Here is a 17,448-nt window from a genome sequence, read left to right as displayed (position 1 = left end):
TCTATCTCTTGGGAAGCAATGCCCATTATGAATTTATATCGTATTTGCGGGAGAGGGAGATAAATACTCCGTCTGTAGGGGTGCAAGCTCTATCATCTCGTCTCTCGCAGAGCTGGGTGATGGTTCCGGCGTATTTTGTTCACGTAAAGACGCTTCAAAATCCCAGAGCTCTTCCAGATTGTTAAAACGTTTTATGGCAATTCTGCTTTTATTTTTTTCAGCCATTATTTTATTGTCTATCTCTCGGATTAAGGTATCTAGATTATGGTTTTCTGCCTCATAATCTTTGTTAATTGCCTGGATAGCTTCTATCAATTCGTGCTTTTTCTCGTTAATTTCTTGCTTGAGCGCACTCTGAGCTTCTTGATTTAATTTTTTCTTTACTTCTATTTTTAATTCTTCAAATTGTTGCAAGCGATTCTTATTAAACCACTGTTCTAGCCGGTTCAGTCCATGTTCTTTCTCTTTTTTCTGCTCTTTTAAAGAAGTTAATGATTCACTGAAAGCCGATTGTAATTTTTCCCCTATCTGTGCAAAAGCCCCTTGCACTTTTTTGAACACGTTTGACGTTACCCGTGTAGCAGGAGTGTGGTTTACAGTTGCAATGGATTGGTTTTTTTTGCTTTCTTTTAGTTTAATTTTTTTCTGCAATACCTCTATTTCATCTTTTAGCTTTTCTTTGGTTTTAATAAGTTCTTCATAAGCATTGAACCGTTTATCAAACCCGCTTAACATACTGAGAGTATGTGTATTAATATCTGCAAAATCACACTGCAAAATATTATGTTGTTGCAACAAGGATCTCAAATATTCAGATAAGGAATCCATCTGTTTGCCAAGTGAGTCCAAAGTATTTTCATGCTCAGAATAATCGATCAAACTATTAATGCTGTTTACTGTGGATTGTAAATTTGCGGGCCATAAATATTCTAGTGAAAGCTTGTTGCCATCAGAGGTTTGCGTATGCTCAATAGATGTTTGCAGTCCCGTTTGTATATTTAAATTAATTAATTTCTTGGCGCGTAATCCGCTTTGTTTCTGTTCTAATTCTTCTGTTTGTTGCCCATACTGTTCAAAACCTTTTATCGGCTCCTGAGCTTGCTTTTTTATCGTTAAATCCAAATATTCACAAAACCCAGTATGACCTTTTCTTAAGGTTAATTCTTGTACATTGTTTCCTGCAATAACGGGAATTTTCTCAAGAAGCTGTTTTTCTTTAATTTCTAAATAAGAGCTGCTTGCAAATAAATCACTGTAATTGTTTTCAGCCTGGATAGCTTCTTTTCGAATGCCATTTAATATTTTTTGTATGGGTTCGCGCAGTTTTGAAGCCTGCAACTGTTCATTATTTTTTTCATTAAATCTGGTTATAAAATTTCTTATTTCCCTAAAAACGTAAATGCTGGGATTATTTTCTTTAACCAAACGAATTTCCCGAACAAGTTCATGCCACAAATCCAGAGATTCTGCATGCTTAGCGAAATTCTTTTCCACTTCTTGATTGCAATAACCCAATAATTTCTCAAAATTTTCCAGACCTAACGCGCGCATCGCATGTTCACGGTTATCTTTTTTAAAAGAAGCGTCTATGTCATCAGAAACTTTCGTTAAAATGTCTAAGGATTTTAAGGTCGTATTTATTAAATAGCGTGTACTTTTATGACCAAAGGAAAAAAGCCATAAATCTTTAAGCTTATGTTCATGAATATACAGTATTTTGTGCAATTCTTTAATTTGCAAAAGCCGCTTTTCCCTATCTTGGGAGTCGATTTGTTTGTATGCTGCAACGATGGCAAGTAGGTCTTGGGCCGCTTGTTTAACCGCACTTCTTTCCAACCGGTAACCAATACCCCGCTCCTCGGGCTTAGCCCAAGATAGTGTTTTATCCAAATCATCGATGATTTGATCAGCTACCGAATCGATAAATGATTCCTTCAACTCCTCCACTTCGGGAAGTTCTCGCACGCCTAACCAGTTTTTTGCCTGATTGAAGAGTTCTATAAAATCAAGCACTACAGGCTGCATCTGGAATTTTATCAGTAAGCTGCCTGCTCTTTTTTCGTAAGATTGAAACGCTGTTGCAAACCCTTTAAAAATTTCGTTAATGGATGCGACAGTACCATCTGTACTAAAAATACCCATAAAAGCTGGCAAGGTATCTTTTTCCTTATTGTAGGCATTGAATTTAAAAGCCAACTCCGGCAACTGCTTTAGTAAATCATGAATTTTTGGAGCTTTAAACGGTAATTTTTGCGCAACTCTTTCAAAATCCTGTTTTAGTAACTTAAATTGCGTATGGAGGGATTTTATCTGCCTGGCTTCTTTGTCCTCGATAGCTGGCTCAAATCGCAGCACGGCTGCATCTACATCCATTGCATAATGCGCTCGCCTTGCCGAATTTAATTGTTCTGATTTTGCTTCTTTTCTTTCTTTCCGAGCGGTATGCTTATTCAATTTATATTGTTCAGCTATATCTACCTGCGACATGTAGAGTGCACGTATTTCATCCACGGAATTTTCTTTAAGATTTTTCTGAGCCTTACCTTTTAATTCCAGAACTGTTTTTTTCCAAAATTCACTCGCCTTACCTAACAGTTGTTGCAACGCTTCTTCCAAAACATTCTTCTCAAGATTGCCAGCATCATTTCTACGGACAAAAGGATTAACGTATTTTTTTTCTTTGTCTGTTTCTTCAAGACAAGTTTCCCAGAAATCATCAATATTGGTAATAATTTCTTCTCTGTACGGCAAAAGATCCTTAGCCAAAGACTTAAATTCATTTTCAGGGGTTATTTTTTTAAAAAAGCCGACCCAATCGTCAAACTGCTCCAATAGGAGCTGTTGAATGGCATCTACTTCCTGTGTGTAATGCCGTTCAACGGCAATTTCCTCATTAATCTGCTTTTGGATAAAACGCAAAGCCTTTTTTCTTTCAGGCAAGGATAATTCTAACAATTTCTTGCTGTCATAGCGGTGTGCAATTCCCTCGACATTGATAATGGATAAAAATTTTCCTTTTTTACTGTTACGGGCTGAACGACCTTTTACCTGCCTGGTAGTTCTCTCTGTATCCAAATAACACTGTATGGTGTATAAGCCCTCTTCATGCTCAACTTCAATATCCGTACCGCGGCCTTTAGCTGAAGTTGCCACCGTGATGCGATTTGCTTGAGCCGCTTCCGCAATAAGGCTTTGGCCGTTGTCTAAGGTTTCCTTTCCTGTAATTAAATTAACAACAAAACCACGCCCGGTTAGCGAAGTAATTAATTTTAATTGGCGGGCAGCAGCATCTTTCGGATTATCCTGAAATTCTTCTTTTAATGCTGTAAATTCACGTTTTTTATCATCTGAAATATAGACATGTTCAATGCATTGGCTTTCATGATCAACAAAATACAATTCTTCGCCAAATAAAATCACTGCGGGTTTATTACCTAACCCCAAAAAATTTACCACGTCCTCAAATGAGTGGGTGAGAGGATTGCTTGACATTTTTGCCAGAACGCAAGACTCTAATGCAAAATATGAATGCAACTCTTTATGCAATAACTCCGCGTGATTCATGTCTTTGCAAACCAGTAAAATAGGCTGGGTATTCTTTTCCTTGCGGTTTGGAATCACCTGATTGATTGCTTCTTTAATTTGGGTAATCTGATCGGTAAAATCCTTTGCCAATTGCACATTTAGAGTTTCTCTTTTATTTGTTTGGTGCGGCGGTATGCTAAAAGCATCCATACCAAATTTGGATTTTTGAAAAAGCAATTCAGCTTCAGTGCCAAGAGTTGCCGATATTCCCAGAACCACCGAACCAGGCACTTTTTGGTGACGCTTTACAAAACCGCTGCTGGATTCCGAGGCGACAATACGCATTTCAGGATCAATCACCCATACTCTGTCCTCAGTATCATGCTGGCGCAGCCTGGCATGTAAAAACTGGTGTACACTGCCCTTAAACATGCCTTTTTGCGGTTCATTGTTAATAAGAGGCACGGCAGCAGCCAATTTTTTCTGGATATTTTCCGCTACAATTTGCTCATCTTTGATAAGAAATGGAACTTTAATTTCATCATTCTTTATCCCTGGTGTCGCTGTATGCTCTTGAGTTTTTTCCCACTTCATATAAATGGACTTGGCCTTGCAGGCAGCATTGATCCACCGGTTCAATTTTTTTTCTGATATATGTTCCAATTGTTCAGCTTGCGATCTCGTGAGATTTTTGGATAAAAGATGAATGTTTAATTTCACGAGGTCAAAATTGTTGTCCCAAACATCACCATTTGAGAAATCCACATTTAAAAATTCATCTGCATCGATAAAATCATTAATTAATGGATAAATCCACGCATAAGCATTGCCTAAGCCTTCATCCTGGCCTTCTGCATCAATGGCATAATTAAATAAAGTGCGATTATCCAAAATCAGATCCGATTCATCCAAATGTAAATGTGCAGGTACGCTCGTCCCATCCTCGAGCTCGAATAACTTTTCCCCTTCCTGATGTGCCCGGGCTTCGTATAATGAAGCATCGGCAATGGTGGTGTAATTGATACCGCCAACTATGAACGTATTTTTGGGCGAATCAGCATAAACAACTGTCGAAGGAATTCCCAAAGCCTGGTAGAAATTTTTGATGCCCTTTTCATAATAATCCTGTTGTATCAATCCATGGTTGGCCGTACATACTATAACGCTTCCACCGCGAACCCAACGCAAGACATTTAGCATGGCCATAATAAGTGCTTTTCCTTCTCCTGTTTCCAGCTGCATAAGCAAATGCCCGGGATTTTCAATGGATAAAAGTAAAGCCAATAATTGCGTATCCGTATAGGGAAATTTCCCGGTAGTTCGGAAAAAGGTTTCCCGCATGACGGCAATTAATTGCAGCATGGATTTCCTCATTTCCTGAGGGTTTAAATGCTGAGATTTGATATTACCAATCAAACGTTCTGATAATGTTTTTAATTCTGCGCGTGAAGCTTTTGTTAAGTTTTTGCAAGACAAACCGTCTATGGTTAAAGGAACGTCACAGCCAATCGCGTTAATATAATTAATCTGCTGCTCTAAATCGTACTGTTCATCGTTCGCAAGATTCGTACCATTTAACAAACGCTTGACTTCGCTTACGACCTGATGCACTCGCTGCGTTGAAAATTGTTCTTTTAATGCATTTTTAGTAACGCGGCCCTGCTTGGGATCCCAATCAAAAAGACGAATATTGTCTTTAAGTTGTTGAGCATCGAGTTCAAGTTGCCTTAAAAACCATGAGAGATTGGGATATGGAAGGGAGGCAAATAAAGTTTTTATTATATCCAAACTTTCTTCATGACGTCTTAAGCCATCCTGTACTGCAAGCAAATCTTGCAGGCGGATTGCGTGATGATTGGTTTCAATAATACCACGAAAAATTTGCAGCCAAATGTTAAATTGTTCGGCATTATTCCCAGGAAAATTATGCAATAACTTTAAGTAAATATTTAATTGCGAAAGCGTGCCGTCACATTGCTTTAGGAGTAATGCAATGACAGAAACCAGTTCTGGATTAGAAGCGTTGCATTCTTTGATTAAGGCAATGGTATTTTTAATGAAAGAAATAATAAGTTCTTCAGTACCCTCTTCGGTGCTTCCCAAAACTTCAACCAGACTTGCAAATACTAATTCCGCTTCAGTTTTTTCAATTTCTTTAGAAGAATGAAGCTCAAGTAATTCAGCTAGCGGAAAGAAATTTTCTTTTGTTAAGTTGTGCACAAAAGAAACCCCTAACAAGCGTAGATAAGTCTCACTGGATAAATTGGGATATTTGGCTAGAATACCAATCTGACTTATTGCCGACGTCCAATTTTTATTGCTGTAATTAGGGTGTTTTTTTAGCACATTTAAAATAATGGCCAATTGTACCGATACTGAAGTGTTGGTTTTAACTGACTGCTCCGTTAATTGCTCCAGCAACTGAGCCATATCATTTAAATCGAAATTTTCAAGATTAATTTCTGAAATTAGTTTTACTACAGCGGCATAATCCGGCCCGGAACATTGATTATTAATCCGTACCAAGGTATTTATGAACTTAACGATTACTTTGAAACGATCATCATAATTTTTTAAGGCGTCGACAAAACCCAAATTTAAGTCGATGTCCCCTAAAATTTTTACAAGAATATTTTGTAATTTATCATTTCCTGTTTGTAGCCTGGCGACGGAACTCGTTAATTCTGCAACAAAGGATTCCTTAATAGGGTATTTCAGGAACGTTAATAAAGACGGCCTTTCTTCAACAAACTCGTTAAACATACGATCCAGTTTTTGTTTAGAAGCTTGTTCATTAAAACCAATATCAGTTCGCTCACTCTCCAGTACAGATTCCTTTATTTTGGGGATGAAGCCTTTAAACACATCGATAGGTGTTGTAAAGGGTAGCTTAATACGCAGGATTTCGGCAAAACCTTCGTCAATAGCCTTAAATTTAGCGGCCATCCCCTCCATAGTCGGGGCTTCATCCCCATTATTATTCAAATACTCCTGTAACTCTTTGAGTGGTGTCAAAATCTTATTGATTTGTGGGTTAATTAACTTTAACAATAATTGGGGTGTTTTGTTTAAATATTTATCAATTTGATCAGTTAAATTTACTTTTTCAAAAAAATGTTTAATAACACCAACTAGATCAAGAGTAGATTCGAGCAACGGCCCCGCACCAAAACTTACATTGGGCAAGCTTTTAGTGATAAACTCAACCATCTCTTCCTTACAATTCATTTCACTTTTCTGCAAGAAAATGGCTTGCTGGGATTTAATTTGCACAAGGACGTTGTTCAATTCCCCGAATGTAGGCAAGGAAGTGGATTTCTTAACATTAATATCTTTCACAAAATCTAAAAAAATATTTTGTAAACTTTCCGGAAGAAGCAGCAGATTTTTTTTAAATTGTTGTATACTTTCAATATTTGATTCATTATCGACTGGATCAATATCTTTTATACAAGAAACCAGGATAACAAATGATGAAAAATCCTTAATTTCTTTGGCTATATCATTGAGGGAAAGAAACAAGCTGCCTAGTTTTTTATATGAAATGACCTGATTTTCTTCCTTAACCACTCGTTCTTTATAGTTATTAATTAAAATGTGATTAAATTCATTAAATTTTATAAAACATTGTTGAAAAACTTCAAAGCTTTCCAGCTTTTCTCCGGAATGAGCCGTAGAGTGGATAAATTCGAACACCTTGCCCCACTCATAGGGGGTAAGCATTTTTTCAGTGGGTAAAACCACAGAAAACTTCAATGCGGAATATAAAAGAGCATCCAATTCTTGCGCGTTAAACTGAAAAGAATTTACTAAATGAAGCAGCTCTTGCATCTCACGTATGGGATTATTAATTTCTCTATAAGCTCTCTCCCCGGTAGTTATTCTCGCTGCAAAAGCCTGGAGCTTAATTTTAGCTTGCGCTGGAAATTCCGTACTCTCAATTAATTTAAAAATGGACTCATAATTTACGAATGAAAAAGCATAATCTGCGGCGCCTACATAACGATAAAATATTTTTTTACGCTTGGCCGCATCACCACTTTGTGTACTTTGCAGTAAATCTTGAGACGTGGGTGCTGCATAATTTAAATTTTCTTCGGAAGAGAGGAACTGCATTTCCTCTGAAACACATTTATAATGCGCAAAACAACTTGCCAAATGTGCACCATTCACACTGAAATCCAGATTATTTAAAAGCCGCAATTGTTCACGTTTATCTTCAATACCATCCCCAGCATTGTGTATAATATCCAGGACACGGATTAGTGTGGTCTTTAAATGTTTTACCTTCTGCAAAGGACATACTATAGGTAAAGAAAGACCCATTAATTTCAATTGAGCACGGAAATAATCAAAAGCGGTGATTAATTCATTAAAATCAAGGCGCGCCCCAGATTTAGCATGCTGCGTGGTTAATGTTTCCCACCAAGATTGTGCAGCAGGATCAAAATTTATCAGTTTATCCAAATTGGAAAGACTTTCTTCCGATAGAAACGCCTCAAAATTGGCACCATTATCAAGGAATATTTCATGGAAGTGTTTGTACAAACCTTTTTTGTTTAAAAGAGTCAACTTTCCAAGAAAACAAAAAACACCATTCTCGCCATTATGAAGAAGCATTTTGGCAAGACCATGGTACTGCTCTGCCGTAAAATTAAATGCATCAAGTTTTTGGCTGATGTCTTTAAAACCGGCAGGCGTTGCTAACTCTTTTAAGAAAAAAAGAAAAGCGTTTTTGATGCCATCAATCTCATTACCATTTGTTAATTGCTCGAAATATTTTTGATATTCCTCGCTATGTGGAAATTCTTTTTTAAACGCTTCACCTTCTCCATTTAATGCTGCTTTGACAAAAGTCCCTTGCGCTTTTTCTTCAAAAGTGGACCGCGATAATAAGGTTAATATAAATTGCTTGGCCGTCCCATTTGCATAAGTCGGTTTATTACTGAGTGACAAGGACAAAGGATCAGTGTTTTCTAACTCAGAATTCTTATAGCAAAGGACATGCTCCCCGTCGGAAGTTTTTTGCATATAAAAACCCAATGGCGGCTTTTGCAGCACAATGCCATCCACAAATTCAGAATGATGGAGAATAATTTTCTCCATAGCGCCGCGTTGTACACTGGTGATTTTCTGCGAGAAATCGCCAATTTTATCGGCGCCCTCCCCGACCAAGTCTTTCCATATTTTTTTTAAATCAATATTGGGATATAAATTGTTTGCATATTCAGCAAGTTTTTCTGCAATATTGTTTAAATCAATGCATTCGCCTAATTCGGATGAATGAATTGAAATCTGCGGCGAACTTTGTATTTCCTCATTACGCTTTACCTGGCGCTTGGCCGCTTTTTTGTGTTGCTCGTTTTTTAAATGTTGCTGCTGTTGCTGTTGGATTTGCAGGGCAATTCCGTGCGCTTGTCGCGACAAATCCATTTTGGTTTTGCGAATTTTTTCTTCGGGTATGGTGTTACCTTCCGCAAGGATTATCATGGGGTGATTTGTGGCAAATTGCCGTCTTTTCGCCGCGAGATAAGCATCAAACAATAACTCATTATATTCGGCGTACTGTCCATCGAATGAAATAAGATAAGCTGTTTTAATTTCAGGTTGGTTTAAACATGCAAGTAAATTATAAAACTCTTCTGGATTAACATTTGCATCTTCAATTTTTAAACAAAGCTCGGCAGAAAAATCTTTTGTCTCATTTTCCTGTATAAAATTGATTAATTGGCTAATTGAATCCATCTCAAGTCTTTGTCGATCCAAAATTATTCTCATATACACAACCTGAACAAGATATGGTCGCTAAGGTTTTTTATTGGTACGGTACTATACCATGAAAACCTTAAAGGAAAATTAAAACAGTCCAAAAACTGTATAATTTTTTTTAAAAAACAATGGGGATATATTTAATCTATAACTTTTCTGGAGTCTGAACAGGCTCAGGTTCAGGTATATGAGTGGGGCCAGGTTCCGGAATATGGACAGGATCAGGTTCAGGAGAATCTGCTGGTTCTGGTTCAGGCGTATTGGGAGGCGCAATAGGCTCAGGTGTTTCAGGATAAGGGGGAGATTCCAAGGGAACATCAGGTAGCCCTTGTATTACAGAAATAGCTGCCATGCTTGCTTTCGTAAAAGGCATTTCCACTCCTTTGTCCGCCTGGTTGATCAAATTTTAGCACATTTTAAAATATAATTCTTATTGCAATGAAAAAGCCACATATTGTGGCTTTTTCATTGGTGTATTAGCTGACTACACGCCAGGCTCCATCAGCTTGACGGCAAGCTTTGCCATAAATTTGCTGTCTTTTTCCACCAATAATGGCATCGGTCACATACTCACGGCAAGGCTGTTGTCTGTTGTAATACGTGCGTGTTGTTTTAACCGTGTACTGATTGCCTGAATCAGGATTCTTCCATGTAACCGCACGACCTGTTGGCGCTGTTTCTAAAGCACGTTGCATTTCCATCCGATCCTGCCGATCCATGTATTGACCAATTTTACCGCCTAAAAATGCTCCGATTAATGCACCACCAGCTGCAGCAGCAACTTTTCCAGAACCGCCACCGAATTGGCTACCCAGCAACCCTCCAATTACACCACCGGATACAGTGCCTACACCTTCATTCGTTACTTGCGAACAACCAGCTAGAAAAACCGATAGAGACAATGAGGCTACCATGAGTTTTTTCATTTTTATTCACCTGTGTAATTGTTTACAAAATCGACGGACATTTTAGCATCAAGGAATAGAGATGATCCATCGCCAAAGACAAAAGATATTATAGCCTTTAACCTCGTACTCGTGGTGAAATTTGGCAAAGCAATTCATAAGCGAACGTGCCTGCTAAATTTGCAATGGCTTCAACCGGTATGTTTTTTCCCCACAATTCAACTAAATCTCCTTCTTTGACGCCTGGGCAAGCGGTTAAATCAATGGTCAACATATCCATGGAAATTCGGCCTACTACCGGCGCAATAAAACCATTTACCCAAGTTGGTGCTGAGACCATATGGCGAGGATAGCCATCACCATATCCTATAGGAACGATGCCAATGATACTCGGTTTATCGCTTTTCCACCTGCCGCCATAACCGATAGGCGAAGCGGATGGGTAATGGTGGATAACACTGATTCTTGAGACGAGGTTCATCACAGGAATTAGTCCCAGCTCAACACCCGTTTGCCCTAAAAAAGGAGAAACGCCATAAAGCATAATGCCTGGGCGCACGACATCAGCATGGGTTTCCGGCAAAGCTAATATGGCTGCCGAATTGGCAATGCTGCGCACTATTTTTCCTGGAGGTAACGCAAGCGCTTGAAAATGTGCTAATTGTTGCTGATTTCTTAAATTTTCAGGCTCATCGGCACAAGCCAAATGCGTCATTACACCTATTTCTTCATCTATCCAGGCAGAGTTTCTTAGTGCAGTGATTATTTCCCCTACCCGCTCAGGCGGGAAACCAAGGCGGTGCATGCCCGTATTCACTTTCACCCAAACCTTTATTTTTGCGGCTAATGGAGTATTAAGAATCCAGTTTAATTGCTGGCTGCTATGAATCACGCACTGAAAACCCTGTTCTACCACTACAGATAATTCATCTGGAGAAAAAATCCCTTGAAATAAAATGCACTCGCTGCGGCTGCCCAATGTACGCAAGGTCATCGCTTCTTCCAGCGACGCTACGCCAAATGCATGAACCTCCCCCTCCAAAACAGGTATTACGGAAGCCAAGCCACACCCATAAGCATTGGCTTTGACCATGGCAATAATTTTTTTGCCGGGAGCACATTGTCTGATGCGTTTTATGTTATGCAACAGTGCAGTTGCATCAATGTAAAGACGAGTAGGTCTGGTCATGATTATTCTACGCTCTGATAGCCTTGGAAAGCTAAATCCTCGAAACGGGTATATTGACCCAAAAATGCCACTCGCACTTTGCCAATCGGACCATTACGTTGTTTTGCAATGATGATTTCTGCTGTGCCCTTGTCAGGACTATCCTCGTTATACACTTCATCACGATAAATAAAACAAATTAAGTCTGCATCCTGCTCAATTGCTCCGGATTCGCGCAAGTCAGACATGATTGGACGCTTGTCATGACGCTGCTCAAGACTGCGGTTAAGCTGGGATAAGGCTATAACCGGCACATCCAATTCTTTTGCCAATGATTTTAAGCTGCGGGAAATTTCCGAAATTTCTGCCGTCCGGTTATCTGCTTTAAACCCCGGAACTTTCATAAGCTGCAAATAATCCACTACAATAAGACCTAATTGACCGTGCTCTTTAAATAATCGCCTTGCGCGCGCGCGCATCTCCGACGGGTTTAAAGCAGGCGTGTCATCAATATATAAAGGTGCCTCCGATAACATATGCACGGCAGAAGTAACGCGCGGCCAATCATCATCATGCAGTTTGCCCGTACGAATTCGGTGCTGATCAATACGGCCTAGCGAAGACATCATACGCATTGCCAAGGAATCAGCCGGCATTTCCATGGAGAAAACCAGTACGGGCTTGCCCGATTTAATGGCAACATGCTCAGCCATATTCATCACTAAAGTCGTTTTACCCATAGAAGGACGGCCTGCCACAATGATTAAATCAGACTGCTGCAATCCGGAAGTCATTTTATCCAAATCCGTCAAGCCAGTAGCCAGGCCTGTAATTGCATCGCCGCTATGATAAAGCTCGTCGATTTTCTCAACAGCCCGCACCAGAATGGATTTAATAGTTTCTGGGCCTCCATCACTTGCAGTTTGTTCTGCTATGGCAAAAACTTTGGTTTCTGCAAAATCCAGCAATTCAGCTACTTCTCTACCCAGCGGATTATAAGCCGAATCTGCAATTTCACCGGCAACCGAAATCAACTGCCGCTGCACCGATTTTTCCCGAACAATATCTGCATAGGCAGAAACATTGGCGACACTTGGGGTATTATTCGCTAATTCAAACAAGTACGCTTCACCGCCCGCGTCATCCAGACTATTTCTGGATTTCAATGCGTCTAAAAGCGTGACCACATCAAACGGCTGGCTTTTGTTGGAAAGTTCGAGGATCGCTCGAAATAAGACGCGATGTTCAGTACGGTAAAAATCCGTCTCACATAATTTCGTACTTACTTTATCCCAGGCTTGATTGTCCAACATGAGGCCGCCAAGGATGGATTGCTCAGCCTCCAATGAATGAGGAGGCCGCTTTAAAGGATCAGTTGCTTTTTTTCGTGATTGTACTTCTAACATAAAATTAATCAGTAATGGGCTTTAAGCCATTAGTCACTATGCGCGCACCCAAATTTGTGTTCTTCCCAACATGGAGAGCCCGACGTATCCACGTACGTACAATTTTTTACCCTTGACCGTTAATTTAGCTCGATAAATTTTTCCGGATTTCGGGTCAAGGATGTAACCGTCAGACCATACGCCTTTGCCTTGCTCTTTCAATCCCCATAAGAAACGCAAGCCTTCAATTGGCTTATCTTTAAATTTACCGGAACACTTGGAGCAAATTCCTGTATCGCCAGGCTGCGGGTAAACACGGACGATCGTACCGCTTAAACTACCTTGGTTTATTTCCAGATTGACAACGGCCCTTTTCTTACCGGTTTTATCATCGGTAGTCGTCCAAGTTCCCACCGGGGACTGAGATGCCATCACCATAGGCAGATATAATGAGGCAAACACTGAAAGAACAAATAATTTCCACCGTTTCATCATTAATCCTCCAAAGTTTAATGTTCCACAGGATAGGCGATGGCCTAAGGATTTGCAACTTGTTTAACAGAGCAAATATGGATTAAGCGCAAGAAAATCTTAATTTGGCAACGGCTTAAAAAATCGTTCCAGATCTGACTCTGTAAAAACAGTTTTTCCAGGTGAATGCGAGACTAAGACGTCTTCAATTAAAGCTCTTTTTTTCGCTTGCATTTGCTGGATCACCTCTTCAACAGTCCCGGCGGTCAATAACTTATAAACAAATACAGGGTTTTCCTGCCCGATGCGATGACTTCTGCCGGTCGCCTGATCTTCAATAGCAGGATTCCACCATGGATCATAATGAATCACGGTATCAGCCTGCGTTAAATTTAATCCTACTCCTCCTGCTTTTAGACTAATGAGAAAAATCGGCACGCTACCTTGTTGGAAATTATCTATCAAAGCCTGCCGATTTTGTGTTTTTCCAGTAAGCTTTAAATAAGGATAATTTCTGTTTATTAATTGCTCTTCAATTAATTGCAGCATGGAAGTAAATTGGGAAAATACCAAAACTTTACGCTTTTCCTCCATTAAGCTATCCAATAATTGCAGCAAGGAATCCAATTTGGCTGATTCCCCATGTGCCATTGCAGCTTCTGGCAAAGACACCAAGCGCGGATCGCAACATACTTGCCGTAATTTCAACAAGGCATCCAACAAAACAATATGACTTTTCCCTAATCCTTGCCTTGCTATTGCATCACGTACTTTTTTCTCCATGCTCAAACGGATCGCTTCATATAAATCACGTTGCTGGCCGCTCAACTCAATGAGCTGTATTGTTTCTGTTTTAGCGGGTAATTCTTTTAATACTTCATCCTTGGTCCTGCGCAATATAAAAGGCTGAACCCGTCGTGCCAATAATTCCTTTTTCTCACTGTCCGCATGCTTCTCGATTGGTATTTTAAAATATTTACGAAATTGTCTACCCTGGCCTAAAAATCCGGGCATTAAAAAATGAAATAGCGACCATAATTCACCCAAATGGTTTTCAAGTGGTGTGCCGGTTAAACAAAGACGATGCGCTGCTTGCAGCTGATACACAACCTGGGTGGTTTTGGTACGCACGTTCTTGATAAATTGCGCTTCATCAAGGATTAGATAATAAAACGAATAATCTAAAAAGCGTTTCTTATCGCGCTGAATTAAACCATACGTCGAAATGATTAAATCATATTCATCGAAATGATTGCGGTGGCGCTCCTGACCATGAAAAACCAATACGTTTAATTCGGGTGTAAATCGCTTCGCTTCTTCAAACCAATTCCATACCAAACTGGTGGGAGTCAGGATTAAGCTGGATTTTTTAAGCCGCCCCTGCTCTTTTTCATATTGCAAGTGAGCCAGCGTTTGCACTGTTTTACCCAAGCCCATGTCGTCTGCGAGTATGCCGCCAAATTGATTGGTGCGCATAAATTGCAGCCAATTCACCCCTACGTGCTGATAATCGCGTAACCGTGTTTTTAAACCTTGCGCCACAGGTATGTAAGGAAGAGCAGTAAAGCTCAATAACTGTTCTAATTTTTTCCTTATTTTTTCTGTCCCTTGCCAGCGGGCGGCAGCAGCCGACAATGCTTCTTCCGCTTCAACCATTAACAGCAATTGATAGCGCTTTACACGTAGACTTTGCTCTGCATGTTTTTGCTGAAAGCTATACTGCAACAGTAAACGCAGCAAAGGCTTAATGCGGCCTAATTCAATTTTTAAAACTTTGCCCTCTCCAATAGGCAATTTCAGGAGTAGATTATCGGGCAATGTCTCTAACGCACCTTCATCCCAGCGCTGAATCAATTCTGTAACTAACGGCACAATGCTGACAGGCTCGCCATGCACAAGAATACCTAATTGATAAGAAAAAAAATCATGTGCCGCACTTTCCTGGAATTCGGAATACCAATGCAGTTCATCTGCGCTTAATTCCTGCTGTGGTGAATAACTGGGGAAATTAGTACTCGGCGCTGGCAGCGGTTGGTTACCCTGGGCTTTAAAAGCATATAAGCAAGCTACGGCATGTTCGCAATTTTTACCCAAGGCGCAACTGCATTGTGCCGGGATAGAAGGCCAGTGCTTTAAGTCCAGATGAACGTTATAAATTCTGCCCGATTCATCTTTAACACGCGCTTTCACAAGTCCGTCGCTGAAACGTATCGTTAAAACATGGCCTGCTTCTTGGTATGCTTGGCCGCGTCTTAGCAAAGTCGGAGAAAATACTTCGCTCATGCGCGACAGCGCTGTTTGCCACATGGAAGCCTTAGATTTTTAGTGAAACCAATTATTTTAACAAAAATTTTGAACCCAGTATTTAAGTTAAGATAAAATAAACTATTCATATCTGGTTTTAATCAAACACCATGCCGCAAGCCTTAACTTTACTCATGGCGCAAATCAATCCCACCGTCGGGGCAATTGAAGCAAATGCCGACAAAATAATGAAAATCATCCAAATACATCAGGAGCAGCATGATGTCATTATCTTCCCGGAACTAGCCTTGACCGGTTATCCCCCTGAAGACCTTTTGTTCCGTACCGAGTTATTCACGCACGTTAATAAAGCCTTGCAGAAAATCCAGGCAATTACGGCTGATTGCCATGTCATCGTAGGCCATCCCAGTCTTGAAGAAGCAGGCTGTTACAATTCGGCAAGTGTATTCTACAAAGGTCGACGCCTTGAACTTTACCATAAACAGTTATTACCAAATTATGGCGTGTTTGATGAAAAACGGTATTTTACCCCCGGAAAACCTGCCACAACCTTATTCTCTATTAAAGGCACCGTGTTTGGTCTTTGTATCTGTGAAGATTTATGGGGCTTAGGGCCAGTGGATGATCTAATTGCCGCAGGCGTTGAAATTTTACTTTGTATCAATGCTTCTCCTTTTGATAAAAACAAATATGCTAAACGCGAGAAAATATTACGCCAGTATGCCCAGCGTGGTTTGGCCACCATTTATGTAAATCAAGTGGGGGCTCAGGATGAATTGGTCTTCGATGGGCAATCCATGGCGATGGATGCGCAAAGTGAAATATGTGCACGTGCCCCCGCTTTTCAAGAGCATTACCAAACCGTCACCATAAAAAATAAAAAACTTCAGAGCGTTGTTGCCCCTTTATTAGCAAAGGAAGCCTTGCTATATCAGGCATTGATGTGCGGCTTGCGCGATTATGTGGAAAAAAATCACTTTCCCGGCATCATTCTTGGATTATCCGGGGGCATCGATTCTGCATTGACATTGGCAATTGCCGTCGATGCTCTAGGGCCTCAAAGAGTAAAAGCCGTTATGATGCCCTCTCGTTACACGGCTGCCATGAGCAACGAAGATGCCTTGCAACAATTGCAAACCATGCAAGTGCTTCATCATTACACTTTGCCCATAGAACCTGCTTTCCATGCATTACTTAACACGCTGGAGCCAGCATTTACGGGTTATGCACCTGACATCACCGAAGAAAATCTCCAGGCACGCATACGCGGCTTATTATTAATGGCTCTTTCCAATAAGACAGGTTTTATGGTTCTCACGACCAGCAACAAAAGCGAAACTGCCGTTGGCTATGCCACATTATACGGCGACATGGCAGGCGGTTTCTCGGTATTAAAAGATGTGTTAAAAACCGAAGTATATGCTCTAGCCCGTTATCGAAATACGCTCTCCCGCGTAATTCCAGAGCGGGTAATTCAACGGGCGCCTTCCGCAGAATTAGCGTTGAATCAAACTGATCAAGATTCACTGCCTGACTATGCCATTCTGGATGCTATTATTGCTTTATATATGGAGCAAAACCTCGATGCCGAGCAAATCATACAACAGGGATACAGCAAAGATATCGTGCATAAAGTAATAAAACTTATTGTCCGTAACGAGTATAAACGCCGTCAAGCGCCACCTGGCATAAAAATTAGTGCTTGCGCATTTGGACCTGACTGGCGCTATCCAATCACATCCGGCTTTTTAACTAGGCAACGTCCCTAAAGTTTTTTAGCCAAGATTTCATCTTAAATTGAGCACAAATTTTTCTATTTCACTTCGATCTACCCCCTCTCCCACGATAGGAGTTTTGATAGTATGATGATGCCCTTCGCGGGAGAGGGTTGGGGAGAGGGAATGTCACGGATGGTCATTGATGACGAGATGTGGTCTCGTTTAGAAAAATTACTTCCAAA

7 protein-coding genes and 1 pseudogene are annotated in these 17,448 nt (G+C 40.3%); 1 reads left to right on the top strand and 7 read right to left on the bottom strand.

The features are described from left to right. Nucleotides 1-33: 33 nt before the first annotated feature. From ELY11_RS06305 to ELY11_RS06275, 7 genes and pseudogenes are all read right to left on the bottom strand, one after another. Nucleotides 34-9,303, bottom strand: coding sequence for a hypothetical protein (locus tag ELY11_RS06305; RefSeq protein WP_127032720.1), 9,270 nt, complete (start codon nucleotides 9,301-9,303; stop codon nucleotides 34-36). A 136-nt stretch (nucleotides 9,304-9,439) separates the two neighbouring features. Next, the gene (locus tag ELY11_RS06300; RefSeq protein WP_127032719.1) at nucleotides 9,440-9,667 is read right to left on the bottom strand and encodes a hypothetical protein; all 228 of its coding nucleotides are present in this window, start codon (nucleotides 9,665-9,667) and stop codon (nucleotides 9,440-9,442) included. Between the two features lie 103 nt (nucleotides 9,668-9,770). Next, a complete protein-coding gene (locus ELY11_RS06295) occupies nucleotides 9,771-10,220 on the bottom strand; it encodes an RT0821/Lpp0805 family surface protein (RefSeq protein WP_127032718.1) in 450 nt (149 codons plus the stop codon). A gap of 97 nt (nucleotides 10,221-10,317) precedes the next feature. Further along, entirely contained in the window at nucleotides 10,318-11,388 is a 1,071-nt protein-coding gene (alr, locus tag ELY11_RS06290) for an alanine racemase (protein ID WP_126954359.1), read from the bottom strand. A 2-nt stretch (nucleotides 11,389-11,390) separates the two neighbouring features. Beyond that, nucleotides 11,391-12,773 carry a replicative DNA helicase gene (gene dnaB / locus ELY11_RS06285; protein WP_126954358.1) on the bottom strand — a complete coding sequence of 461 codons (1,383 nt, stop codon included), beginning with the start codon at nucleotides 12,771-12,773 and terminating at the stop codon, nucleotides 11,391-11,393. Between the two features lie 36 nt (nucleotides 12,774-12,809). Beyond that, entirely contained in the window at nucleotides 12,810-13,244 is a 435-nt protein-coding gene (locus ELY11_RS06280) for a DUF2147 domain-containing protein (RefSeq protein WP_126954400.1), read from the bottom strand. A 99-nt stretch (nucleotides 13,245-13,343) separates the two neighbouring features. Then, nucleotides 13,344-15,230 (bottom strand): annotated as a pseudogene (locus tag ELY11_RS06275) (DEAD/DEAH box helicase); the annotation flags it as partial. A 407-nt stretch (nucleotides 15,231-15,637) separates the two neighbouring features. Here ELY11_RS06275 and ELY11_RS06270 point away from each other — a divergent pair. Next, on the top strand, nucleotides 15,638-17,257 hold the full coding sequence (locus ELY11_RS06270) for an NAD+ synthase (RefSeq protein WP_127032716.1): 1,620 nt from the start codon (nucleotides 15,638-15,640) through the stop codon (nucleotides 17,255-17,257). Nucleotides 17,258-17,448: the final 191 nt, after the last annotated feature.

The organism is Legionella septentrionalis (assembly GCF_003989745.1).
Classification (GTDB): domain Bacteria; phylum Pseudomonadota; class Gammaproteobacteria; order Legionellales; family Legionellaceae; genus Legionella_A; species Legionella_A septentrionalis.
Note: the sequence above shows the minus strand (reverse complement) of the source record. Positions and strands in the feature narration are given on the sequence as shown.